The organism is Rossellomorea sp. QJM3NY_18 (assembly GCF_056173145.1).
Genome location: NZ_CM149659.1, coordinates 1,633,915 through 1,658,497, shown reverse-complemented (window position 1 = coordinate 1,658,497; position 24,583 = coordinate 1,633,915). Strand labels below are relative to the sequence as shown.

Below are 24,583 nucleotides of genomic sequence, written 5' to 3'. Positions count from 1 at the left end.
GATGATCCCCTCACAGGGATCATCCTTTTTCAATGATTATTATTTAATAATGTGAATCGGGCTTCCCATTGCAACTTCTGCTGCTTCCATGGAAATCTCACCTAAAGTTGGGTGAGCGTGAATCGTCATGGCAACATCTTCAGCTGTCATTCCGGATTCAATTGCAAGTCCCAATTCAGCGATCATGTCAGATGCACCAGAACCAACAATTTGAGCACCGATAATTAAACCGTCTTCTTTACGAGTGACAAGCTTCATAAAGCCATCACTTGCATTAAGAGCTAAAGCACGTCCATTTGCTGCAAACGGGAATTTAGCTGCAGTTACTTCAATGCCTTCTTCTTTTGCTTCCGCTTCGGAATAACCCACTGTTGCTAATTCAGGGTCTGTGAAGCACACAGCTGGGATTCCAAGGTAGTCAATTTCTGCCGGTTCACCTGAGATAACCTCGGCAGCAATTTTACCTTCGTAAGAAGCTTTGTGAGCAAGTGGCGGTCCATCAACGATATCACCAATCGCGAAGATGTTCGGGATGTTCGTGCGGCATTGTTTATCAATTTTGATAACTCCGCGGTCTGTCATCTCGATTCCAACTTCTTCAAGACCGATTTCGTCAGTGTTTGGACGACGGCCAACCGTTACTAGGACGTAATCAGCTTCAACTGATTTCTCTTCGCCCTTCACTTCATATTTAACAACGACTCCGCTGTCACTTTCTTCAACGCCTTTTGCCATAGCTTTCGTTACGACTTCAACGCCTTTTTTCTTAAGTTCTTTTTTCACGACAGATGTCATTTGCTTTTCGAATCCGCTAAGGATATCGTCAGCACCTTCCAAAATCGTTACTTCTGATCCAAGATTGGCATAAGCAGTACCAAGCTCGGTACCGATATAACCTCCACCGATTACAACAAGCTTGCTTGGAATTTCTTCTAAAGCAAGTGCGCCTGTAGAATCAAGTACGCGCTTAGAGAATTTGAAGCTTGGGATTTCAATCGGACGTGAACCCGTTGCAAGGATCAAGTTTTTGAACTTGTATGTTTGAGCTGAGTTATCATCCATAACACGAAGAGTATTGGCATCTACCAGGTAAGCTTCACCGCGAACGATTTCAGCTTTATTCCCTTTAAGAAGTCCTTCAACACCGCCGGTTAATTTCTTAACTACTCCAGCTTTCCATTCTTGAACTTTATCAAAATTCACTTTTACGTTTTCAGCAACGATCCCCATATCATCAGAGTGCTGTGCCTGATGGAAACGGTGACCTGCCGTGATAAGAGCTTTAGATGGGATACAGCCAACATTCAAGCATACTCCACCCATGTTTTCTTTTTCGATGATTGTCACTTTTTGACCCAGTTGTGCTGCACGGATTGCAGCTACATATCCTCCGGGACCTGAACCGACTACGATTGTATCTGTTTCAATTGGGAAATCTCCTACTACCATTGTATTACGCCTCCATTAATAATAATTCTGGATCGTTCAACAAACGCTTGATATGGTTAAGTGCATGTTGAGCAGTAGCTCCGTCAATCATGCGGTGATCGAAGCTCAATGATAATGCTAACACAGGTGCCGCTACAATTTCACCATTTTTAACCACAGGTTTTTCTGCAATGCGCCCAACACCAAGGATGGCAACCTCTGGATGGTTGATGACCGGAGTGAACCATTGTCCACCGGCAGAACCAATATTCGTGATTGTGCAAGATGCACCTTTCATTTCGTCGCCTGAAAGTTTACCATCTCTTGCTTTTCCAGCCAGTTCATTGATTTCATTTGAAATCGAGAACATGGACTTACGGTCAGCATTCTTCACAACCGGCACTAATAGACCTTTGTCCGTGTCAGCAGCAATACCGATGTTGTAATAATGTTTTTGTACGATTTCGCTTGTTGCATCATCAATGGATGTGTTCAGAGCTGGATATTCGCGTAATGCACTAGTTAATGCTTTGACGATGTAAGGTAGGAAAGTCAATTTCACTCCTTTTTCAGCTGCAACTTCTTTGAATTTCTTGCGATGGGCCCAAAGTTTCGTTACATCGATTTCGTCCATCAACGTAACGTGAGGAGCTGTATGTTTTGAGTTCACCATTGCTTTCGCAATCGCTTTACGCATTCCACTCATTTTCTCACGTGTTTCAGGATACTCGCCTTCTGGAGCTTTAGGTGCAGACGCTTTAGATTCTGCAGGCGCGTTTTCTTCTGTTTTTGCTTCTTCGTTCGTTTCAGCAGGTTTAGAATCTCCACTTAAGAAAGCATCGATGTCTTCTTTTACTACACGTCCGTTCTTACCAGAACCGGAAACTTGGCGGATTTCAACACCGTTTTCTCTTGCGTATTTGCGTACTGAAGGCATAGCGATCACGCGCTTATTAGGGTCAACTTCTGCATCGGATTTCTCTTCAGCAGCTTCTGGAGAAGCTTCTTTCTTTACATCCTGGCCTTGTTCTGCAGTTGCTTGAACTTGACCTTCCGTCTTCTCTTCAGCTTTTTCTTCTTTCTTTTCTTCTTCTCCACCTTTGAATTGCAGGTCCTCATAACCAGGTGCATCGAACTTGATAAGAGTATCGCCTACAACAGCTACAGTTCCTTCGTCAACAAGAAGTTCTTCAACCGTTCCTGCTACCGGAGAAGGAATCTCAACAACAGCTTTATCGTTTTGCACTTCACATAGTACATCGTCTTCTTCCACTTTATCGCCTGGCTTTACAAACCACTTGACGATTTCACCTTCATGAATACCTTCACCAATGTCTGGTAATTTGAATTCGAATGACATGGACTCTACCTCCTGTATTGAATAATGATTATATAGATGAATGTTTGTTTATCTGTCTCTGTTTTACTATCTATAATTGGAAAAGAGAAGGGTGGAATGCCCTTCTGATTTCATTTGAGTATCTCTGGAGGAGCTTATTGGCTCCTTCCAATTAGAAGTTAAGTACTTTTTTCGCCGTTTCGATGACGTCTTTGTGGTTTGGTAACCAGATAGGCTCTGCTTGAGAGAATGAGAATACTGTATCCGGTGCCGTTACACGAAGAACTGGCGCTTCCAGGCTAAGGATCGCACGGTCATTGATTTCAGCAACAACGCTCGCTGCGATACCCGCTTGCTTTTGAGCTTCTTGAACTACGATGGCACGATTTGTTTTCTCAACAGATGCCATGATCGTGTCAATGTCTAGTGGACTTACAGTACGTAGATCGATTACTTCAACTGAATGACCTTCTTTTTCAAGCTCATCTGCAGCTTTCAATGATTCGTGTACCATAGCTCCGTAAGAGATGATCGTAAGGTCTGTACCTTCACGTTTTACATCTGCTTTACCAATCTCAATTGTGTATTCCTCTTCAGGAACCTCTTGACGGAATGAACGGTATAATTTCATATGCTCTAAGAAAATGACAGGGTCATTATCACGGATGGATGAAATTAAAAGTCCTTTTGCGTCGTAAGGAGTTGATGGAATAACCACTTTAAGACCAGGCTGTTGAGCCATCAAACCTTCTAAGCTGTCCGCATGAAGTTCTGGAGTATGTACTCCACCACCAAATGGGGAACGGATTGTGACTGGTGATGTATACGTCCCACCTGAACGGTAACGCATACGCGCCATTTGTCCACTTACTGAATCCATTACTTCGTATACGAAACCGAAGAACTGGATTTCAGGTACTGGACGGTACCCTTCTAATGCTAAACCGATTGCTAAACCACCGATTCCTGATTCTGCTAGTGGAGTATCGAATACACGGTCTTCACCGAATTCTTTCTGAAGCCCTTCCGTTGCACGGAATACACCACCGTTTAGACCTACGTCTTCCCCAAAAACTAAAACGTCTTCGTTATTGCGTAGTTCTGTGCGCAGTGCATCAGTGATCGCTTGAATCATTGTCATTTGCGCCATGGCTTATTTCGACTCCTTTTCTTTGTAGATTTCTAATTGTTCTTTTAAGTTATAAGGAAGTTCTTCATACATGTTGTTGATGAAGTCAGTGACCTTTTGTTTTGGAGCTGAGTCTGCTTCCTTGATCGCTTTTTTGATATCTTCTTTCGCTTCTTCGATCACTTCGTTTTCTTTCTCTTCACTCCATAGTCCTTTACCTTCAAGGAATTTACGGAAACGTACTAATGGATCTTTCTTTTCCCAACCTGTATCCATTTCTGATGTACGGTAACGAGTTGGATCATCACCAGCCATTGTATGTGGCCCATAACGATAGCAAAGGGTTTCGATCAATGAAGGACCTTCCCCATTCACGGCACGGTTACGCGCTTCTAATGTAGCAGAGTAAACGGCCAATGGATCCATACCGTCCACTAAGATACCAGGGATACCAGCAGCAACCGCTTTTTGAGCAATCGTGCGTCCTGCCGTTTGCTTATCGCGAGGAGTGGAGATTGCGAATTGGTTGTTTTGCACAACGAAAATCGCAGGAGCTGCATAAGAACCTGCAAAGTTGATTCCTTCATAGAAATCACCTTGTGAAGATCCACCGTCTCCTGTATACGTAATGGCAACAGCTTTCTTCCCACGTTTCTTAAGACCAAGTGCCACTCCGGCAGTCTGAATGTATTGAGCACCGATGATGATTTGTGGTGATAATACATTTACACCTTCTGGAGCCTGATTACCTTGGAAATGTCCGCGTGAGAATAAGAATGCTTTGGCCAGTGGAAGACCGTGCCAGATGATTTGTGGAACATCACGGTATCCAGGAAGGATCCAGTCTTCCTTCTCAAGTGCGAAGTGAGAAGCAATCTGAGATGCCTCCTGTCCAGCTGTTGGTGCATAGAAACCTAATCGTCCCTGACGGTTAAGTGAGATTGATCTTTGATCTAGAATACGAGTGTAAACCATACGACGCATTAATTCCTGTAGATCCTCATCAGAGATCTCCGGCATAGCATCTTCGTTCACTACTTCGCCTTCTTCGTTCAAAATTTGGAACATTTCAAACTTGTCTTCAATTTGCTCGAGCGTCTTAACTGCATCGAATTGTGCCTTCTTTGATTTAGAAGCCATCGAAGTCACCTATCCTTTCTTTATACATTTATTTTGGTTTTTTTACATACATTGTTTAGATTACCCAAATTCAGTATGACCTACCCCAATACCTGCGAAAAAACACACACTATAAGTAGTTTTCCACAAATATCTAGAAAGAAAACCCGAAATTACATTCGAGTTTATCTGTATCAGTCAGAAATCATAATCGACTAATACAATTCATGAATACCTATCCTAGTTTACAATATTAAAAATCAGTTAGTCAACGACAAAGTATTATAAATTCATGTTACCTCTCAATCTTCTTGAAACGAACTACCATAAATTTTCAAAACTGTATTAATGTCTGAACACACCCTGTTATATATAAACACCCAAGTGTGACTCATCTGTTATAGAGTAAGAAACCAATGGAAATCTCTCGAACGTAAAAAAGATGAAGAAGGGCTTAACGCCCTTTTTCATCTTGTATGTACCCGATTATTCCGACTCTTTGACATCAAGTTCTGCCTTTGAGTAAAACTCTTGTTTAAGTTTGTTGAATTCTTCTGTTTTTGTATTATAGTCCCCATTGAACTTTACTATTTTTTCGTATTGTTCATTAATGGAGGAAATTTGCTTTTCAAGCTCTTCCATCGTGAGATCTTTCTTTTTGAACATATTATAAAGTTCTTTATCAAGAGAAAGCGCCTTTAAGTAAGAAGCAGTGAGCTTTTCATGGAGCTGATACCGTTCTTCCATCGTATCTTCCAGCTTTTTCGCTTCTTTTTTAAGGTCATCACTTTCTATCTCATCAATATAGTCGTCCGCTTTAGCAAACTCCTTCTTTGCTTCACTCATGGACTCACGTTCTTTTTCGATTTTCTCTTTTCTCTTATCGATGTTGTCCAGAGCTTCATCGGAAAGCTTTACAATCTGCTCAAACTCTTTCATTCCAAGATCCATGATTTTCGTATAGATTTCTTGTTCCTTTTCTTCCAACTCTTGAAGAGGCTTCTGAACTTTAACATATTGACTTTCTTTGGCAACCGTTTCTTCAAGAACCTTATACACATTTTCCTCAGGTGAAGAACCACCGACACAACCCATTAATACAAAAATAGCGGCTCCCAAAATGAAAGCAAAATGAAATTTCGACACAACTTGATCCCCCTTAACTATTTACCACCTTCTACTATATCTATGTCTACATCTTTTGACAATAGGGATTTACAACTGTGGAAAAAAATGTCGATTGGACTATTCTCCCTATTAAAATCATTATGAGTACTTGCCGACGGTTATTCCTGTTAATACTGAATCTCATTCATTAACTTTTCCTAAGGAAAATGATAAACTATTACCATACATAATGGATTATCTTAATACGTAAAGTAGAGAAGGGATCAATTTGGATGGCCCTGTCTTTTTTGTGTTCTAAATTGGACGGGGCCAGCTGTTTCTATCTCTATGTATCCTAGGAGGAAAAACAATGATTACGATGAATGACATCATCCGTGAGGGCCACCCCACATTAACCATGGTAGCTAGGGAAGTGCCCATCCCGCCATCCGAAGAAGACCATGAAACCCTGAGAAGCTTATTAGAATATGTAATAAACAGCCAAGATCCTGAAACGGCTGCCAAATATGGATTGAGACCTGGTATCGGACTTGCAGCACCTCAAATCAATGTTTCAAAACGGATGCTCGCTGTCAACGTTACAGACAATCAAGGGAAATTATACAGCTATGCTTTATTCAATCCGAAAATCATCAGCCATTCCATAGAGAAAGCCTACTTAACTTCCGGGGAAGGTTGTTTATCCGTCGATCGGAATGTACCGGGCTTCGTTCCTCGTTATGCAAGAGTGACTGTAAGAGGCTGGGATATGGACGGTAATGAAGTAAAGCTTCGTCTTAAAGGTCTGCCGGCCATCGTCTTCCAACATGAAATCGACCACTTGAATGGTATCATGTTCTATGACCATATCAATCCTTCCAATCCGTTTGAGCCGATCCCTGATGCCATTGCCATTGAACGATAAACCCAAAAAGACTCTCGACTTGATATCAAGTCAGAGTCTTTTTTTTTGAATGTCCTAGATCAATTCAAGTTCCTTTAATCCGTAGTGGATTCCATCATCGTCCACATGCTTAGTGATCAAATCTGCGTGTTTCTGGACTTCCTGAACGGCATTGCCCATTGCAACTCCGGTGCCGACGGATTGGATCATCTCAATATCATTCAATCCGTCCCCGAATGCATAGACATCTTCCATGTTGAATCCGAGCTTCGCGATCATCTTTTTGATTCCCTCTGCTTTTGAACCGCCTTTCGGAAGAATATCCATGGAGTATTGGTGCCAGCGGATGAACGTGAAATCCGTGTATTTCTCCCGGTAAAAGTCCTCTTCTTCCTTTGTACAGAACAGCAGGGATTGATAGATGTTCCTTCCTTTATAAAAATCCGGGGCAAATCCCGGGTGAGGAAACTTCAAGCTGTTCATACTCTTCTCGATATATTCATGGTGCTCATGGTTCGATTTCATCGTTTCATGATTCAAATGAACAACAGGGTGTGCCTTTTTATACGTATCCTCCAATAATTCTTCCAATGTTTCAACTTGCAGAGGATTCGTGTATATCACTTCATTTTCAAAAACCACATATTGTCCATTAAAAGAGACGAAGGACTCGATTCCCAATTCCTCTCTTAAACTTTCATACATAAATGGAGCCCTTCCAGTGGCGATCGCCACATACGTTCCGTTTGCCTGCAGTGTCCTAATGGCTTCTTTTGTGGCCTGTGGCAGTTTTTTATCGTGATCAAGCAGTGTTCCGTCTATATCAAAGAAAACTATTTTAGACATGATCGTTCTCCTTTTCGAAAATATTCAATTGCGATTCTATTTTACCCGTTGTTTAAGGTAATCCTTTACATGAAAAATGTCAATGAAGACTGTGGGACAAACCCATTTACCAAACTTAACCATGTAAGAGATTCCAAAAATTCCGTACAATATAAGTAACACAACAGAGACGTCTGTATTTTTGTTCCTTTACTTCAAAGGGAAATCTCGGTAAACTATTAATAAGGAGTGATCCACCATGTTAAAGAAGCTCAGGAAAAAGCTTTTAAAACAGTGGAAAGAATTGCTTAGAAAAAAAACGATTGCATAATCCCCCTGTTTCTCGGTAAATGATTTAAGGGGAAACGCTACTAAAATGCATGACAATCGGACTGACTGACATACCATTGCACAATGAATAAGGGACTGACGCCATTAATGAGCTTTTCCTCCATTGGCCTTAGTCCCTCTTCTATCTTTGTCATGATTTAGTACAGGATTATTCAAAAGCTTTATTTACGAGGAAGAATCCTATATAATTTAATACATACATAAACTAAATGATTCGTTCCTATAGAAATGATAGGCTATTATATAAGTTAATGTAAACGTAGTTGATAACTTTTTTATCATAGATGAAAGTTAGATTTTTTGAAAACGGATAAGGAGAGAGAAAAATGATTTTTAAAGTATTTTATCAAGAAAGTAAAGCAGAAGTGCCTGTTCGCGAATGCACTCAATCTCTTTACATGGAAGCAGATTCAGAACGTGAAGTACGCCTAAATTTAAAAGACAAACCGTATAACATCGAATTCGTACAAAAGCTTGAGGGCGCTTTTTTAGAGTATGAAAAAAACCACCATTCTTTCGAGATGGAGCAATAATTAATGAAATTTGTAAAGAATGACCAAACCGCTGTATTTGCCCTTGGCGGTTTAGGTGAAATCGGTAAAAACACATACGGCGTACAATTCCAAGACGAAATTATCCTGATCGATGCAGGAATCAAATTCCCTGAGGACGAACTGCTCGGTATCGATTACGTGATCCCTGATTACACGTATCTCGTGAAGAATGCAGATAAAATCAAGGGACTCTTCGTCACTCACGGACACGAAGACCATATCGGAGGAATCCCATATTTACTTCGCGAGTTAAACATCCCAATATACGGTGGGAAGCTTGCACTGGCACTTATTAAGAACAAACTTGAAGAACACGGATTATTACGTAATGCGAAATTAAATGTCATTCAGGAAGATGATGTTGTGAAATTCCGCAAAACATCTGTAACCTTCTTCAGAACAACACACAGTATCCCGGATTCTTACGGAATCGTTGTCAAAACACCACCTGGAAATGTTGTGCACACAGGTGATTTCAAATTCGATTTCACGCCGGTTGGTGAACCCGCGAACTTAACCAAAATGGCTGAGATCGGTAAAGAAGGCGTTCTTTGTCTTCTGTCTGACAGTACAAACGCTGAAGTTCCAAACTTCACGATGTCAGAACGTAAAGTCGGAGAAAGCATCAATGATATTTTCCGTAAAGTGGACGGAAGAGTCATCTTTGCCACATTCGCTTCGAATATCCACCGTCTTCAACAAGTGGTTGAAGCAGCAGTATTCCATAACAGAAAGGTTGCTGTTTTCGGAAGAAGTATGGAAGCAGCCATCACGATTGGACAAGAATTAGGATATATCAACGCTCCTAAAGATACTTTCATTGAACATAATCAGATCAATCGCCTTCCAGCGAATGAAGTGGCTATTCTGTGTACGGGTTCCCAAGGTGAACCGATGGCTGCATTATCCAGGATTGCAAACGGTACCCACCGTCAAATCCAGATTCAGCCTGGTGATACTGTTGTATTCTCCTCTTCACCAATACCGGGGAATACAATCAGTGTAAACCGTACGATCAATCTTTTATATCGTGCCGGTGCAGAAGTCGTTCATGGACCATTAAGTGATATCCATACATCTGGTCATGGTGGACAGCAAGAGATGAAGCTGATGCTTCGTTTGATGAACCCAACCTTCTTTTTGCCGATTCACGGAGAATTCCGCATGCAGAAGATGCACGCTCAGCTTGGGGTCGATTGCGGAGTGCAAGAGGAAAACTGCTTCATCATGGATAATGGTGAAGTCCTTGCATTAAGCAATGATGCCGCACAGGTGGCCGGGAAAATCCCTTCTGGAAACGTCTATATCGATGGAAGCGGGATTGGTGACATCGGTAATATCGTCCTTCGTGACCGCCGTATCCTTTCAGAAGAGGGACTTGTCATTGTCGTTGTCAGCATCGACATGAAGGATTTCAAGATTGCTTCCGGACCGGACCTTATTTCAAGAGGATTCGTCTACATGCGTGAATCAGGTGACCTTATCAATGAAGCACAGACGCTCATTTCTAAACACTTGAACAAAGTGCTTGAAAGAAGAACATCCCAATGGTCAGAAATCAAGAATGAAATCACGGATACACTGGCTCCTTTCTTATATGAAAAAACGAAACGTCGCCCGATGATTTTACCAATCATCATGGAAGTATAATTACGAAAGAAGAGGCTGGCCCAAATGGGTCAGCCTCTTCTTTCGTTTTATAATACCTTCTTTTCAAACCGGTTAATATCCGTATCAGCCCCAATGACAATGAGTATGTCCCCTACCCGGATTTGTTCATCGGCTTGAGGGGAAACGATGATATCTTTTTCCCGCTTGATCGCCACGATGTTGATTCCGAATTGAGCACGGATATCCAAATCGATAAGGGAGTTTCCACTCAGATGTTCACTCGCTACAATCTCCACGATCGAATGTTCATCTGACAATTCCAGATAATCAAGCACATTATTTGAAATGATATTATGAGCAATCCTTCTTCCCATATCCCTCTCCGGATGAACGACCTGGTTCGCTCCAATTTTACGGAGAACCTTTTCATGATAATCATTTTGTGCTTTCACGGTGATTTTCTTGACCCCGATTTCCTTTAACATCAATGTCGTTAAGACACTGGACTGGATATCATCTCCAATTGCGACAATTACATGATCGAAATTGCGGATCCCAAGGCTTTTCAATACGGATTCATCGGTTGAATCCGCCACTACCGCATGTGAAGCGATTGAAGAAAATTCATTCACTTTGTCCTCATCCTGATCGATGGCCATTACCTCCATGCCCTGATCCGTCAATGATCGAACGATACTGCCGCCAAACCGGCCCAAGCCTATAACTACAAACTCTTTTTTCACCATGTATCCCCCCGCAGTCTCTATAAGCTATATTTTAGCATAAAAAAAAGGAGAAAATGACATTTCTCCCTTTCCTTTTTTATATTTCATTCAAGTTCCACTCATCACTTGTTCCCTTTTACGTAATCTGCATCAAATAAGAAAAGTCTCATCAAAAGATATAAGGAGGGGATCAGTAATAACAGTCCAGCGATAAAGACTACCACCAGCGCCATCCCCATCGTTGGATTCGTGACGCTCGTTTCAATTGTGATAAATGGTTTCAAGATATATGGTAAATGTGACGCCCCGTAGCCAAAGAACGCAAAGAAGAATTGTAGCATAACCAGGATGAACGCCAGGCCAAAACTCTTTCTCCTATAGATGAAATATGAAGCGGCAATAAAGCAGACAAGGGATAAACCGAACATCCACCATATATCAATGGCGCTATTGAAATGTTCGGGGTTATGTTCTCTTAAAGATACGAACACAAGTAAACTAGCTAAAATCGTCGGCGGGCTCCAGAATAGTGAAAACTTTCTCAGTTCTTCTCTTGAATCCATATCACCGGCACGATCGGCATAATAAGTCAGGAATGTCGCACTGATGAATAAGACCGATACAATCGACAGGACGACCACGCTCCATGAATAAGGACTCGTAAACAATTCACGGGCAAGGAATACGACCTTATCACCCTGCTCTTCCAAAAAGCCGCCTTCTGAAATGGTCAATGCCGTAGATAATGAAGCCGGGATCAGTAACCCTGTGGCCCCGTATAAAAACAAGTAGACGATATTGTCTTTGGAACCATAGTTTGCAAAAGCATAAAAGCTCCCCCTGATGGCAAGCAATATAATCGCAAAACTCCCCGGAAGCAATAATGCCGTCCCGTAGTAATAGGCTGCGTCAGGAAAAAAACCGACCAAGCCGACAAAAAAGAAGACAAAGAAGACGTTCGTTACTTCCCATACAGGAGAAAGATATCTACTGATTAACACATTCAACGTATGCTCTTTCCCTTTCATCCTACCGTAAAAAGCGAAGAAGCCGGCTCCAAAATCAATCGAAGCCACTATCAAATAACCATACAGGAAAATCCACAGGACGGTGATCCCCACGATTTCCAAACTCATACCCATTCCTCCCACTTAAAAATATCAGTTGGCCCCTTCTTTATCAGGGGGCTTACAAGCTAACTCGATTTTTCAGGAAATCGTTGTTCCAATTCAGCTTCTACCGGCTTATTTTTAAACATTTTTATCAATACAATGACACACAGGATGCCGAGGAGTATATAAAGACCAACAAAGAGCGCGAAAGTCAAGCCGACCCCGTCTGCTTTTGTTGCCGCCTCTGCCACCTTCATATATCCACGCAAAATCCATGGCTGTCGTCCAACCTCGGCATAAATCCAGCCAAATTCGATGGCCAGCATTGCAAGCGGCCCACTCGCAACAATCCCCCAAAGCAATGGCTTATTCCATTCATTCCGTCTTTTCCACTTCCAGAATAAAATAAATGCTCCGGCAATGAAAATACTGTAAAACCCGATGGACACCATCAAATCAAATAAATAATGTATCCATAAAGGCGGCCGTTCGTCTTCCGGGAATTCATTCAGCCCGATGACCTCTGTATCGAACGAACTTCCCGCCATGAAGCTCAGAAAACCTGGTAAACGTATCTCATTATGGACTTCATTATTTTCATCAAGCGTCCCGAAAACGATTAAATCGGCATTCTCTTCCGACTCAAAATGCCACTCTGCCGCCGCAAGTTTCTCAGGCTGATACTCAGCCAGGAACTTGGCTGATAAATCTCCTGCCAGAGCGGAGCCAAAAGCAAAAATCAGGGCAGATACCATCGTTAAACGAAGGGCCTTCTTATGATAATCCCATCCCTTTTTACGGAGGATCGCAAATGCTGTGATCGCTGCCAGTATGAGGGCAGATGTTAAGTAGGCCGTCATCACCACATGAAACACTTTGGTTGGTGTCGCTGGATTAAACATCGCTGCAATCGGATCGATATTGATCGCTTTTCCATTTTCCAATTCGAATCCCTGTGGTGTATTCATAAACGCGTTCACAGTCGTAATGAATAGGGCAGATGCCGAAGAACCGATCATCACCGGTATCGTCAGCATCCAGTGAATCCATTTATTCTTGAATCGATCCCACGTATAAAGATAAATCCCCAAAAAGATGGCCTCAAAGAAAAACGCAAAAGTCTCCATGAATAAAGGCAGGGCAATCACCTGTCCGGCAACCTGCATAAATGATGGCCACAACAACGATAGCTGAAGCCCTATCGCGGTGCCGGTCACCACCCCGACAGCCACCGTAATCGTAAATCCCCTCGCCCATCTTCGTGCCAGCAAAAGGTAATGAGGATCATTTCGTTTGATCCCCATAAACTCCGCTATGGATATCATAACCGGTATCCCTACCCCAATCGTTGCAAAAATAATATGGAATGCAAAGGTTGTCGACGTAAGCATCCTGCTTAAAATCACACTATCCAAAACCATTCATTACTCCCCCTACCGAATTACTTTTAATCGTAAACAGCTCTTTCCTACTGTTTATCACTTATTGTTCATTATAAAACCTAGGAATGAGTTTGTGAAGTATTGAACATGAATATTTTGTGACTTTTTTCACAAAGTTTTTTTAGCTTTTTCAGTTTTATGATTTATTTTTGCAATTTTCAATACGCAATATCGTCCGATATGCAATTTCCTACAAATACCGCACCCCACCATCACAAAAAAAACCCCACACACCAGTGCAGGGTCTTCAATTCTCTACATCACATCGCGTCCAACATTCTGAACTGCGACTTCACCAGTTCAAAATAGTCTCCCTGCTGTTCCATCAATTCCTCGTGGTTTCCGGACTCTTTGATTCTGCCATTTTCAAGGACAAAAATATTGTCGGACTCACGGATTGTGGATAGGCGGTGGGCGATGATGATCGCGGTACGGCCGTTCAGTAGTTTCTTCAATGCGTTTTGGATCTTGACTTCTGTTTCTGTATCGATGGATGCTGTCGCTTCATCCAGGATGATGATGCGAGGGTTTGCCAAAAGGGCACGTGCGAAGGACAGTAGTTGTCTTTCACCTACAGATAACACATTCCCCCGCTCCTCGACTTCCGTTTCGTAACCATTGGAGAGCTTTTCGATGAATTCGTTTGCCCCGATGGCTTCGGCTGCCTTCAAGACCTCTTCATCAGATGCACCCGGGCGTCCGAATCGAATATTATCCATGATCGTTCCTGAGAAGATGAATGTATCTTGCAGGACAATGCTGATTTGACTTCGTAAGCTTGAAACAGATGCATCCCGTAAATCCACTCCATCAATCTTCACCACGCCATTGGTCGGGTCGTAAAATCGGCTGATAAGATTCGCAATCGTCGTTTTTCCTGATCCTGTATGTCCGACGAGTGCAACGGTTTGCCCGGCTTTCATTTCCAGATTGATGTCCCTAAGTGCTTTACGTTTGGCATCATAAGAAAATTCTACATGTTCGAATTGAATTCTTCCTTTGATATCGGTCAGATTCAAGGCATTCGTCTTTTCGTTTACGATCGGTTGTTCATCCAGGAATTCAAAGATTCGCTCTGATGAAGCCATCCCGATCAACAGCTGATTATATACCTGGCCGAGTCTTGAGATAGGCTCCCAGAACATACCCAGATAGAATGCGAATGAGACGAATTCACCAAGTTCCAGTGATCCATTTTGAATGAGGTGGGCACCAAACCAGATGAGTACGGCAGTTCCAATGGCATTCGTTAATTCCACCAGGGGACGGAACATGGCATTTTTCTTTGTGGCCTCTCTCCAGCTATCGAAAGTCTCTGTGTTGATTCCATCAAAGAAGGCCATATTTTCTTTTTCCTGGGTGAATGATTGTGTCACCCGTATTCCCTGAATGCTTTCATTCAAATGGGAGTTTAGTTTTGATTGCTTGAGCCTTACCACTTGCCAGGATTTGCGTATTTTTTTGCGCAAGCTTGTAGAGATGAAGAACATGATAGGCAAAATAACCATGACTGCAAGCGTCAGTTCCGGACTTAACGTAAAGAGTATCACGATGATTCCGATGAGCAGAATGATGTCCATCAACAGATTGATGACGCCATTTGTGAAAAGCTCCTGAAGGGAGTTGATGTCATTCATGATCCTGACAAGGATGGATCCTGCTGAACGCTGATCAAAGAAACGGTGGGAAAGCCACTGTACGTGACTGAATAAATGTTTTCTCAGGTCATAGATGACCCCCTGCCCCAATTGATTCATCCATTTGATCCTGAGGACATTGGCTATATAATTCAAAACATACAGTCCCGCTATGACTCCCACAAGGGTAAAGAGAAGATTCTCATCTTTTTGCCTGATCGCTTTATCGAGTGTGTACACACCGATGAGGATCGGGATGATCAAACGGACAGCCGTTGTAATCAGAACGGTGATGATGGACAAGGGCAACAGTTTTTTTGAATATGGTTTTAAATAAGTCAGTAACCGATAGAGCTGTTCCCAGTTGAATGGCTTATCGATCACTTGATCAGTTGAGTAATGGAACCTGCTCAGAATGTTTTTATTCACTTTCTTTTTTTCACTCAAACCCTATCACCTACCCTTCCTGAGTTTGTACTATTTTTTTCTGATCTTTGTATTGAATATCATAGATTCGCTGATACGGTCCGTTATTTTTCAATAAGAAATCGTGAACTCCCCGTTCAACCACTTTCCCATTTTCCAGGACGATGATTTCGTCGGCATGCTTAAGTGATGAAATCCGGTGTGCGATAATGAAGGTCGTGCGATCGGACATGACTTCTTTCAGCGCTTTTTGGATTCTGAATTCCGTTTCCATATCCACTGCACTCGTAGCATCATCAAGAATGAGGATCGACGGGTCTGTGCAGATCGCGCGTGCGATGGCGATCCGTTGTTTCTGACCGCCTGAAAGACCCAATCCCCTTTCTCCCAATTTTGTGTCATACCCATCAGGCAATTCCGAGATGAAATCATGTGCCTCGGCACGTCTGGCTGCTTCGATGATTTCTTCCATGGATGCTTCCGGTCTACCATATGAGATATTGGCTTTGATGGTGGAGGAAAATAAGAATGACTCCTGGAGGACAAATCCGATATTTTGACGGAGTGATTTAAGCGAGTAATCTTTTACATCCCTTCCATCAATGAGGATTTCGCCTTCATCCGGTTCATAGAAACGTGTGATCAGCTGGGTGATACTCGTCTTCCCTGATCCTGTGCCCCCGATCAGACCAATGACCTTGCCTGGTTCTGCCTTAAAGGAAATATCCTCAAGAGCAGCTTCGTCATGCACCGTGTAATTCAGTGATACGTGCTTGAATTCCACTTCGCCTTTCAGTCGATCAACATGAATGACCTCATTGTGATCCTTTATCTTCTCATCCACTTCCAGAATCTCCAATAATCGCTCTCCCGACGCCTTGGATTGAGAAAAAAGGTTGATTGTAAATCCAAGATTCATGATCGGCCAGATGATATACCAGACCAAACTGTAAAAAGCGACAAGCTCTCCTGGCTGAAGATTTCCATTCATCACGAGGTATCCTCCATATGCAAGGAGAGTCACGACGCTCACATTCCCTAAGAACTCCATAAGCGGGAAATATTTCGCCCAAATGTCCGAGGTGAAAAGGTACTTATCTTTATAATCACCATTGGACCGGTTGAATTTATTGATTTGAAAATCTTCACGGGACAGTGATTTCACCGTGTTGATCCCGGAAATGTTTTCTTGTACATTCGTGTTCAGCTTTCCGAAGGACTTACGAATACCGCGGAAGGCAGGATGGACCGCCTTATCGAATTTGTATACGGCAATGGCCAGAAAAGGCAAGGAAACCAGGGTGACAAAAGTTAAAGAAGGTGAATAGTAGAACATCACCCCAAAGCTGACCGTCACCAGAAGGAAGAACCTGAGCAATTCTGAGAAACCAAATGATAAGAAAAAGCGGAAAGCTTCTACATCAGCCGTCAAGCGTGACATCAAGTCCCCTGTTTTGGCGTTATCATAATAACTGAATGGGAGGAATTGAAGCTTTTCATACAATTCGTTCCTCATTCGGTAGACCGAAGTGATACCAAAAAGATCCCCATTGTACTGTTGGATGAATGTGGCGATCCCTTTCACGATCATGATACCGATAAATCCGAATGCAAGGTACGGAATCCACTTATATTCCCCTTGGAGAATAACATCGTCAATTGTAATTTGTAAGATTATTGGATATACCACTGTAATGCCTGTAACAAAAATCAAGAAAATCATTGAAATGATAAAATGCCTTTTATAAGGCCAGTAAAAGGCTTTCAATTTTTTAAATGTATCCATAATTTCTCTCCCCTCCGTGTTCCATAAAAAAACAACGTACTACTAAATATATCGGCTTTCGAAATATTTATCTACCCTTTTTTAGAATTTTTTCCTTTTTGTGAATTATCCTTCAAATCTCACTATTCATTTATATTGTAAAAATGAAACCACAAAAAAAGATCGGTCTTTTGACCGATCTCTCCTCCATATTACGTTTGATGCCTATTCGCTTTTTTCCATTTCATCCAGGACTCGGTTCACACGCTTTTCAAGCATCTTCATACCGCTTCCCCCTGCCTGGAAGTGACGAAGGTTTCCATCTTTATCAAATACATAATAAGCAGGGACGTATTGATTTTCAAATGCATCTGTCAATTTGTGCTCACTGTCCACAAAGATCGGCTGAGCGATATCGTGCTCAGCAGCCACCTTTTTGATTTCGTCCAGATTTAAATCCTCCTCTGAACGTGGCATATGAACAGCCATTACGTTCAGTTTATCACTGTATCGGTCACGAAATTCATTTACTTGGGGCATCGCTTCCTTACAGAGGTGACAAGAAATCGACCAAAAATGGATAAGAGTCGGTTTGTCACCAACAAGATCCTTTTTTGTCACTTCTCCATTCAACCATTCAGTAGCGCCGGAGAGTTCCGGCATAGGCGCACGCAGTTTCATAAATATTGCCTCCTTCAATCAGTCTCGATATTTTTTGCTTACAAGATGACTTTGTCCATTTATGGGTAAAAAAAAGACCTAACAAACGGTTAGGCCTTTATTCTTTTTGAAAATTATAAAGTTTTTTGACCTGGCTTCCAGTTCGCCGGGCAAAGTCCGCCGGTTTGAAGTGCTTGAAGGACACGTAATGTTTCTTCAACGTCACGTCCGATATTGTTATGGAATACAGCCTGGTATTGAAGCTCCCCCTCAGGGTTGATGATGTAAAGACCACGAAGAGCCACACCTTCTTCTTCAATCAGGACACCATATTCACGGGATACAGAATGGTTTGTATCTGCCGCTAATGGATAGTTAAGTTCTCCGATTCCATTTGCATTGCGATCGGTGTTGATCCATGCTAAATGGGTATGAATTGTGTCTGTAGAGACACCAATGATTTCTGCATCTAAGTCTTCAAACTCATCGTAACGGTCTGACATTGCTGTAATTTCCGTCGGACAAACAAATGTGAAGTCCATTGGATAGAAGAACAATACTGTCCACTTATCGTTTTTCATATTTTCCTCTAAAGATACTTTACCGAATTCTTTGTTTGGCATTACAGCGTCCATTTCAAAACGTGGAGCCTGTTTACCAACCATGCGTTCTGCCATGAATAAATCCCTCCAATGAGTGTTTGATGAAATAGTGTTTGTGAAAGGATGGCTTTATAAGCCTGTCCATTTCAACTCACAATTTTCATTATATAGGATTGGATTTTTTTAGTCAATTATAATTAATATAATATTATAATAATTATAATTTATTTCCATCATCCCTTAGTTGTTTTGCCCGAATCATATGTAATTTACTCTACCATTTCACTAATCATCTGGCAGCATTAAAGTTTATCATTTATCAACCAGGGAATAATCCAGTATGCTTTTAAAGGGGTATCTCCTTTGACATAACCTATGGAGTATTGTGTATACTAGAATGGTCTTTATTTAATAGGAAAGGATGTTTTGGTTTGGATTACATATTTGGTTTGACTGCTTTAAGTGATCGACTATCCAATTTTAATTGGGGCGGTCTATTAGTGACGATCGGAATAGGCGCACTGCAAATTTTAGCGATTTGGATCGCTTTTATTATTGTAAAAGGTGCTGCGAACAAAGTGATCGAAAGGATTTTTGACAAATATCGAAAGAGAAATGATGTATCAGTTGGTCGTGCTCAGACATTACAAAGTCTTTCAAAGAATATTGTCGGCTATATCCTGATTTTTATTTTCTTCGTTACAATCTTACAAATCTTCGGGATCCAGGTGACAGCGATCCTCGCCGGAGCCGGGATTGTCGGACTGGCCGTCGGGTTCGGTGCCCAAGGGTTGGTAAGTGACGTGGTCACTGGCTTTTTCATTCTTCTTGAAAAGCAGGTTGACGTTGGTGATTATGTGACGACCGGCAGCTTCTCTGGAATTGTGGAAGAGGTCGGTTTAAGGACGACTCATATCCGAGGCTTTGATGGGACTCTTCACTATGTGCCAAACAGGGAAATCACGAGTGTCAGCAATCATTCACGTGGAAACATGAGGGCACTTGTCGATATCGGTATTTCGTATGATGATGACATCGATAAGGCAATGGTCGTACTTCAGCAAGTATGCGATACTATTGCACAGGAAGATGATAACATTGTCGATGGCCCGAATGTGATCGGTGTTCAGACACTTGGTGCCTCTGATGTGGTTATCAGGGTGTTGTGCAAAACAAAGAATATGGAGCAATGGGGAATCGAACGAAAGCTTCGGAAAGCATTAAAGGAAGCCCTCGATCAAAATGGGATCGAAATTCCTTATCCTCACCAGGTTTACATTGAGAAAAAAGAAGACTGAGGTAAGTGGAAAAGAGAAGGCGCTGCCTTCTCTTTCTTTATTTCTCCCTTCTCTTTCTTGCATCAAGAAGACGTTTAAATCGGTCGTCATCATCATTTACTACAGGTGCCTCTTTTTTCTTTTCTCGATTCACTTCCTTGACGGATTCCTTTTTTTCTTTGGCCACTTCCGAAGCTGGCTGCCTGTCAGGTCTTTTCCCCTCATCATACCGGTGCTCCTTTTTGACTTTTCTGCCAAGCTGCTCGATGCTTGTTTTCTCTTTCACCTCATGTGATGTCTTCGGTGGTTTAATCAGATCAAACACCAACTTTATCGGTGCAACACCGAATCTTCTTATAAAAATCTCACAAAAGAATAATAGGAATCCTGCCGTGATCAACATGGTTTGAATGGACTGTTTTTTAAACGAGGGGGAATGCAGCTCCCTGAATGCCCCTTTAACGGAAGAAGCTTTCCTTCCACCCGTCTCTTCTACGATTCTATCAAGTGACTGATATCCCCCCTTGAAAGAGTATTCTTTCGAATAAGGGACTGAGAAACCTGTCTGAAATGAGCCACCTTCCTTTCCTTTTTTGGAAATGTTCATATTGTACAAACCAGGTGATAAACGTTCTTCAAACACGACTTCATAATCACCCGGTGCCTTTATCCTGATCGTTGCGGGAATCATTTTCCCATCTTCAGACAGGACCGCCACCTCAAGTGGCGATACGTTCCCCTCTGAAGATGACAACTTTAGTCGGGTATTTTCATTTTCTTCCTCCACATCGATAGAGAAAGGGTTCGAACGGATATCAGGAAACGAGCGGGTAACAAGCTCATTTAGAAATGCCGGCCATCCCTGCCACTGTGCAAAATCACCCGTCCATTTCCCACTCGTGTCAGACGTAAAGGCGAATGATCTTCCAAGACCGTATCTCCAGGTTGCCAGCACCGGATCGTTCTTTCCACTTTCCAATTCCATCCGGGCCGTCCCTTTCAGCGAGGTTGCAATATAGGCATTCATCTGAGGAACACCGTCTTTAAATAAGGCAGACCAATCGGAGGATGCAACCCTTGGATAAAACGGTTGGTCTTCTATATACGTCCTTGTCGTGATCACCGTCTCCCTCGTTAAGATGCTCGGTATCACACTGGCATCGGTAACATCATAGAATCTTCCTTTTCCCCACTGTGATAAATTGTTCAGCAGTCCCCTGTCCGCCCCTTCTCCGATTGCAACAGTGGATAGGGTGATTTGTTTTTCATGGCCGTCCTCTACAAGTGCCTGGTAACTCCCGGAAGAGGCTGATTGCCCGTCTGTCAAAAGAATAATATGCTTTCTTTTTAATGGGAGATTCAGAAGACTCCCATAAGCCTGCTGCAGGGAGCTGTAGATTTCTGTCCCACCTCCTGGCGAAATGGAACGAATCTTTTCTTCTGCTTTTTTGCGATCAGTGAGTGGCTTCGTTTTGACGATATCCCACGGCTTGTCATCGAATGCAATGACTCCCAGGGTATCTTTGTCCCTTAGTAGGGAAACGGTCCTGGCAGCTGCCTCTTTGGCCAGGGACAACTTTTGGCCGTCCATACTGCCGGAGCGGTCCAGAACGATCACCAGACCGAGAGAAGGCAATTCCTTCTTTCCCTTTACATCCATATCTACGGGAAGTAATCGTTCAATCGGTGTTTTAAAATACCCCCCAAGGGCAAAGCTGTCACTTCCACCGAACATAATGAATCCTCTTCCAAATTCTTTCACGCTTTTTTCCATTAGGAGCATTTTTTCCTCAGGGATGCTTGTAGCTGCTACATTATCAAATAGAATGGTTTGATATTGCAGATAGGATGTCACCTTGTCGGGTAGTTGTTCCGGCTTATATACATCGACGGTAAACCCTGCTGAGTTTAATAACGGTGTCAAGGCACTTTCCTCGCCGGCGTTTTCCACTAACAGGACTTTCGCGGCTCCTTCTGAGCGGGCCAGATGGTAGAGTGTGTTGTTTTCAGGACTCCCATCCCCCTTTGAGAACACTTCTGCCTTATACACCAGTAATCCCGATTCACCCACTACATGCTTGAACTGAAACTCGTTGTTGCCTTCTTGCACCTGAAGGTTTTTCTTTATGATAAGCTGATCATTCAATGTAAGGCGCATTTCAATTTCTTTTTTGGTCGTGCTATACGTATTGACCGTGAGAGTAGTTTCTTCCCCTTCATATTGGATAGATGGAGCAGACACCTCTGTTATGGCCACATCTTCCTTCGTATCGGACGTGAGGGGCACCCAGTCAACCTCAATTTTCTTTCCCTTTAATAGAGGAATGACGTCTTCCCCTGCCCCCATCGTTTCCTTCCCGTCTGTCATGGCGATAATCCTCCCTCCACGTGGAAGAAGATTCGATGAGAATTCCAATCCTTCCTGAAGATTTGTGTTTCCTTCCTTGATTTCTCCCGCAAGCTGTTCTGGATCGTCCCTCTCATCTGAAACGGTATGTTCAATTGCCGCATTTTCACCAAATGAAACAATACCGTATTGATCCCGTTCATTTTTGGAATGTACGCTACGATTGAGAAAATCAAGGATACGGTCCTCTTGCAAGGATACTGAAGCTGAATGATCCGCCAAGAAGATGACCGCCTTTGCCTTTTCAGGTAAAACAATGGACGGATTGGCAAGGGCAAGGATCAGCATGCCCATGGCGCATCCCCTTAATATGGGAATGATTTTCCTTTTCCTATCTATCCCCTGTTTCGCAAAGAGGAAGAGAACAAATCCAAGTGGAATCAGGAGCAATAGCCAGAGGACTTCTTCAAATTCGATTCCCACGCCTGTAAACCTCCCACTCAATAAATAAGATCATGATCGCCAACACGAGAAACCAGGAAGACAGGGTTTGGGGAATGGTTTCTTCCACTTCTTCACCCTTTTCTTCCGTTGGTTCCATTGAAAACGCCTCGCCTCCCGGCTGTTTTTCTCTGTCGTCAAGTACGACGCTGAAGTACTTCATCTTGTCTCCTCGTACTGCTTGATAAACCCCGGGGGTCAGTGGGGCTTTAAACCATTCCCCTTGGTCCCACTCTTCTATAAACTCATCTTCATTTGAATAAATATCCCATTTCCCCGTGGGAAGAGGGACAGTCCTTTCTTCTCCCGGCTGAAAATAACCGATGAACCCTTCATCTTCTGATAAATATTGATAGACGTTATGAAGAAAGATTGGAAACCCGGGATGCAGGGGGAAGTCTGTGTCAGTAAGCTTGAGGTTCAGGACCACCATTTTAGCCCCTTTGTGCTCACCTTTCTGGATAAGCGGTACGGAACCACTTTGAGCGGTGGTATACAGACCTTTCAATTCAATGGAACCTGCCTTTTCAACAAACACTTTTTCAAAGTCAACATGCTTTACAAGCGGGTCATATTTCACTTCCATACCTGTTTTAAGGGCAGTGGACTTGTCCGATGGACCCGGGATGATCAGGGCAGGGTTCTTGATGGATAGCTCTCTCCATTTCTCGTTTGTCGTCACAATGATTTCACCACCTGATTTCAGCTGGTTCTCTTCTATGGTCTTCACATTTACGCCAAGTGATTGAAAACCTTTTAACAAGAATGGATTGATCTCCCCTAGCATAAGGACAGACGGCTTTGAGGTTGTCTGAACGCTGGTAAGGATGTCATCCCCCATATAATCATCCTGAAAATCAATCTCGGCCTTTAGTACAGGGCTTGAAGGTAATTTATCCAGTGGAATGACGACTTCCTTCCCAGCATCGATTTTGAGTCGCTTAGAAGTCACTTTTTGTTTATCATCGTATATGGTGATTGTCCCGGATTGTAACTCATCGCTTTGATTTTCGATTACGGCGACCCCCTTATAGGTAGTCCCCAATTTTTCCACCCCGAAGCTTGTAAGAGAAACATTCGTCGGATCTGGAATGAAATTATGAACCCTGATCGGTGTATGTATCCTTTCTTCTTTAAGATCAGCTTTTAATAACGAATCAGAATAGACATGAATGATCGATTTGGAACCCTCCCCAAGTGCTTCACCCAGGCGAAGAGCTTTCTTCATATCCTCATGATCATTTGTTACTGAAAGATTCTCCAATTGGTTGATCACCACTTGATCGTTTGATTCTTTTGAAACAACGGTTGAGATGGAATTCCCCACTCCTAAGAGGATGACGTCCCCCTCGCTGTCTTGTATCAACGTTTGAATGTCCCTTTTAGCCAGTTCAAAGTGGGAGATCCCGTCCTGTGAGGCATTCATGGAGGCAGAGGTATCCAGTAAAATGATGACATGCTCTTTTTTCTCCAACTCATCGAGAGGATAAGGTTGGACCAGAGCGAACATCAACAAGGTCAGAATGAGAACCTGCAGGAGAAGAAGGAGGTTTTTCTGCAGGCGATGAAACCATGGTGATGCCTGCCATTCTTTCATTACCTCCTCCCATAATAGATTGGAAGGCACAATATAATCCCGGTACCGCTTCCTGAAAAAGTACATTAAAATGACAGCTGCTATAAAAAAAGAAAAGAAAAAAAACATTGGATTTCCTATTCCCA

The 24,583-nt window shown here is 42.6% G+C and carries 19 protein-coding genes; 4 read left to right on the top strand and 15 right to left on the bottom strand.

Going from position 1 to position 24,583, the window contains the following annotated elements; genetic code table 11:
• Window positions 1-39: 39 nt before the first annotated feature.
• From lpdA to AC0VXY_RS08480, 5 genes are all read right to left on the bottom strand, one after another.
• Window positions 40-1,449 carry a dihydrolipoyl dehydrogenase gene (lpdA, locus tag AC0VXY_RS08500; RefSeq protein WP_435991595.1) on the bottom strand — a complete coding sequence of 470 codons (1,410 nt, stop codon included), beginning with the start codon at window positions 1,447-1,449 and terminating at the stop codon, window positions 40-42.
• A 4-nt stretch (window positions 1,450-1,453) separates the two neighbouring features.
• Window positions 1,454-2,788, bottom strand: coding sequence for a dihydrolipoamide acetyltransferase family protein (locus AC0VXY_RS08495; protein WP_435991597.1), 1,335 nt, complete (start codon window positions 2,786-2,788; stop codon window positions 1,454-1,456).
• 151 nt (window positions 2,789-2,939) lie between these two features.
• Entirely contained in the window at window positions 2,940-3,917 is a 978-nt protein-coding gene (locus AC0VXY_RS08490) for an alpha-ketoacid dehydrogenase subunit beta (protein WP_435991599.1), read from the bottom strand.
• A gap of 3 nt (window positions 3,918-3,920) precedes the next feature.
• Window positions 3,921-5,036, bottom strand: coding sequence for a pyruvate dehydrogenase (acetyl-transferring) E1 component subunit alpha (gene pdhA / locus AC0VXY_RS08485; RefSeq protein WP_060670003.1), 1,116 nt, complete (start codon window positions 5,034-5,036; stop codon window positions 3,921-3,923).
• A gap of 465 nt (window positions 5,037-5,501) precedes the next feature.
• Entirely contained in the window at window positions 5,502-6,161 is a 660-nt protein-coding gene (locus AC0VXY_RS08480) for a YkyA family protein (protein WP_435991601.1), read from the bottom strand.
• Between the two features lie 331 nt (window positions 6,162-6,492).
• Here AC0VXY_RS08480 and def point away from each other — a divergent pair, with 331 nt between their 5' ends.
• Window positions 6,493-7,047, top strand: coding sequence for a peptide deformylase (gene def / locus AC0VXY_RS08475; RefSeq protein WP_475527532.1), 555 nt, complete (start codon window positions 6,493-6,495; stop codon window positions 7,045-7,047).
• Between the two features lie 54 nt (window positions 7,048-7,101).
• On the opposite strand, the gene AC0VXY_RS08470 is transcribed toward def, so the two are convergent.
• The gene (locus AC0VXY_RS08470) at window positions 7,102-7,875 is read right to left on the bottom strand and encodes a Cof-type HAD-IIB family hydrolase (protein ID WP_475527840.1); all 774 of its coding nucleotides are present in this window, start codon (window positions 7,873-7,875) and stop codon (window positions 7,102-7,104) included.
• Between the two features lie 653 nt (window positions 7,876-8,528).
• On the opposite strand from AC0VXY_RS08470, the gene AC0VXY_RS08465 reads away from it, so the two are divergent.
• Together AC0VXY_RS08465 and rnjA are read left to right on the top strand one after the other, a co-directional pair.
• Window positions 8,529-8,735: a DNA-dependent RNA polymerase subunit epsilon gene (locus tag AC0VXY_RS08465; protein WP_060670009.1), complete on the top strand. Its 207-nt coding sequence runs from the start codon at window positions 8,529-8,531 to the stop codon at window positions 8,733-8,735.
• A 3-nt stretch (window positions 8,736-8,738) separates the two neighbouring features.
• Window positions 8,739-10,406: a ribonuclease J1 gene (rnjA, locus tag AC0VXY_RS08460; protein ID WP_435991606.1), complete on the top strand. Its 1,668-nt coding sequence runs from the start codon at window positions 8,739-8,741 to the stop codon at window positions 10,404-10,406.
• 47 nt (window positions 10,407-10,453) lie between these two features.
• Here rnjA and AC0VXY_RS08455 read toward each other — a convergent pair whose 3' ends face one another.
• From AC0VXY_RS08455 to AC0VXY_RS08425, 7 genes are all read right to left on the bottom strand, one after another.
• Window positions 10,454-11,110: a potassium channel family protein gene (locus tag AC0VXY_RS08455; protein ID WP_079531684.1), complete on the bottom strand. Its 657-nt coding sequence runs from the start codon at window positions 11,108-11,110 to the stop codon at window positions 10,454-10,456.
• Between the two features lie 104 nt (window positions 11,111-11,214).
• Entirely contained in the window at window positions 11,215-12,228 is a 1,014-nt protein-coding gene (locus tag AC0VXY_RS08450; protein WP_475527531.1) for a cytochrome d ubiquinol oxidase subunit II, read from the bottom strand.
• 59 nt (window positions 12,229-12,287) lie between these two features.
• Entirely contained in the window at window positions 12,288-13,625 is a 1,338-nt protein-coding gene (locus AC0VXY_RS08445; RefSeq protein WP_475527530.1) for a cytochrome ubiquinol oxidase subunit I, read from the bottom strand.
• A 281-nt stretch (window positions 13,626-13,906) separates the two neighbouring features.
• Window positions 13,907-15,730, bottom strand: a complete 1,824-nt coding sequence (locus AC0VXY_RS08440) for an ABC transporter ATP-binding protein (protein ID WP_475527529.1) — start codon at window positions 15,728-15,730, stop codon at window positions 13,907-13,909.
• A gap of 10 nt (window positions 15,731-15,740) precedes the next feature.
• Window positions 15,741-17,495 carry an ABC transporter ATP-binding protein gene (locus AC0VXY_RS08435; RefSeq protein WP_435991614.1) on the bottom strand — a complete coding sequence of 585 codons (1,755 nt, stop codon included), beginning with the start codon at window positions 17,493-17,495 and terminating at the stop codon, window positions 15,741-15,743.
• A gap of 204 nt (window positions 17,496-17,699) precedes the next feature.
• Window positions 17,700-18,155 carry a TlpA family protein disulfide reductase gene (locus AC0VXY_RS08430; protein WP_475527528.1) on the bottom strand — a complete coding sequence of 152 codons (456 nt, stop codon included), beginning with the start codon at window positions 18,153-18,155 and terminating at the stop codon, window positions 17,700-17,702.
• Window positions 18,156-18,268: 113 nt separating this feature from the next.
• Entirely contained in the window at window positions 18,269-18,811 is a 543-nt protein-coding gene (locus AC0VXY_RS08425; RefSeq protein ID WP_098440909.1) for a peroxiredoxin, read from the bottom strand.
• Between the two features lie 356 nt (window positions 18,812-19,167).
• Here AC0VXY_RS08425 and AC0VXY_RS08420 point away from each other — a divergent pair, with 356 nt between their 5' ends.
• Window positions 19,168-20,034 carry a mechanosensitive ion channel family protein gene (locus AC0VXY_RS08420; RefSeq protein ID WP_475527527.1) on the top strand — a complete coding sequence of 289 codons (867 nt, stop codon included), beginning with the start codon at window positions 19,168-19,170 and terminating at the stop codon, window positions 20,032-20,034.
• A gap of 37 nt (window positions 20,035-20,071) precedes the next feature.
• On the opposite strand, the gene AC0VXY_RS08415 is transcribed toward AC0VXY_RS08420, so the two are convergent.
• Together AC0VXY_RS08415 and AC0VXY_RS08410 are read right to left on the bottom strand one after the other, a co-directional pair.
• Window positions 20,072-22,843 carry a VWA domain-containing protein gene (locus AC0VXY_RS08415; protein WP_475527526.1) on the bottom strand — a complete coding sequence of 924 codons (2,772 nt, stop codon included), beginning with the start codon at window positions 22,841-22,843 and terminating at the stop codon, window positions 20,072-20,074.
• The gene (locus tag AC0VXY_RS08410; RefSeq protein ID WP_475527525.1) at window positions 22,827-24,566 is read right to left on the bottom strand and encodes a vWA domain-containing protein; all 1,740 of its coding nucleotides are present in this window, start codon (window positions 24,564-24,566) and stop codon (window positions 22,827-22,829) included. The genes AC0VXY_RS08415 and AC0VXY_RS08410 overlap by 17 nt, the downstream gene beginning before the upstream one ends.
• Window positions 24,567-24,583: the final 17 nt, after the last annotated feature.

Bases quoted from the DNA above. Each gene is read 5' to 3' on its own strand.
- lpdA (WP_435991595.1), bottom strand. From the start codon at position 1,449: ATGGTAGTAGGAGATTTCCCAATTGAAACAGATACAATCGTAGTCGGT.
- AC0VXY_RS08495 (WP_435991597.1), bottom strand. From the start codon at position 2,788: ATGTCATTCGAATTCAAATTACCAGACATTGGTGAAGGTATTCATGAA.
- AC0VXY_RS08490 (WP_435991599.1), bottom strand. From the start codon at position 3,917: ATGGCGCAAATGACAATGATTCAAGCGATCACTGATGCACTGCGCACA.
- pdhA (WP_060670003.1), bottom strand. From the start codon at position 5,036: ATGGCTTCTAAATCAAAGAAGGCACAATTCGATGCAGTTAAGACGCTC.
- def (WP_475527532.1), top strand. From the start codon at position 6,493: ATGATTACGATGAATGACATCATCCGTGAGGGCCACCCCACATTAACC.
- AC0VXY_RS08465 (WP_060670009.1), top strand. From the start codon at position 8,529: ATGATTTTTAAAGTATTTTATCAAGAAAGTAAAGCAGAAGTGCCTGTT.
- rnjA (WP_435991606.1), top strand. From the start codon at position 8,739: ATGAAATTTGTAAAGAATGACCAAACCGCTGTATTTGCCCTTGGCGGT.
- AC0VXY_RS08450 (WP_475527531.1), bottom strand. From the start codon at position 12,228: ATGAGTTTGGAAATCGTGGGGATCACCGTCCTGTGGATTTTCCTGTAT.
- AC0VXY_RS08445 (WP_475527530.1), bottom strand. From the start codon at position 13,625: ATGGTTTTGGATAGTGTGATTTTAAGCAGGATGCTTACGTCGACAACC.
- AC0VXY_RS08435 (WP_435991614.1), bottom strand. From the start codon at position 17,495: ATGGATACATTTAAAAAATTGAAAGCCTTTTACTGGCCTTATAAAAGG.
- AC0VXY_RS08430 (WP_475527528.1), bottom strand. From the start codon at position 18,155: ATGAAACTGCGTGCGCCTATGCCGGAACTCTCCGGCGCTACTGAATGG.
- AC0VXY_RS08425 (WP_098440909.1), bottom strand. From the start codon at position 18,811: ATGGCAGAACGCATGGTTGGTAAACAGGCTCCACGTTTTGAAATGGAC.
- AC0VXY_RS08410 (WP_475527525.1), bottom strand. From the start codon at position 24,566: ATGTTTTTTTTCTTTTCTTTTTTTATAGCAGCTGTCATTTTAATGTAC.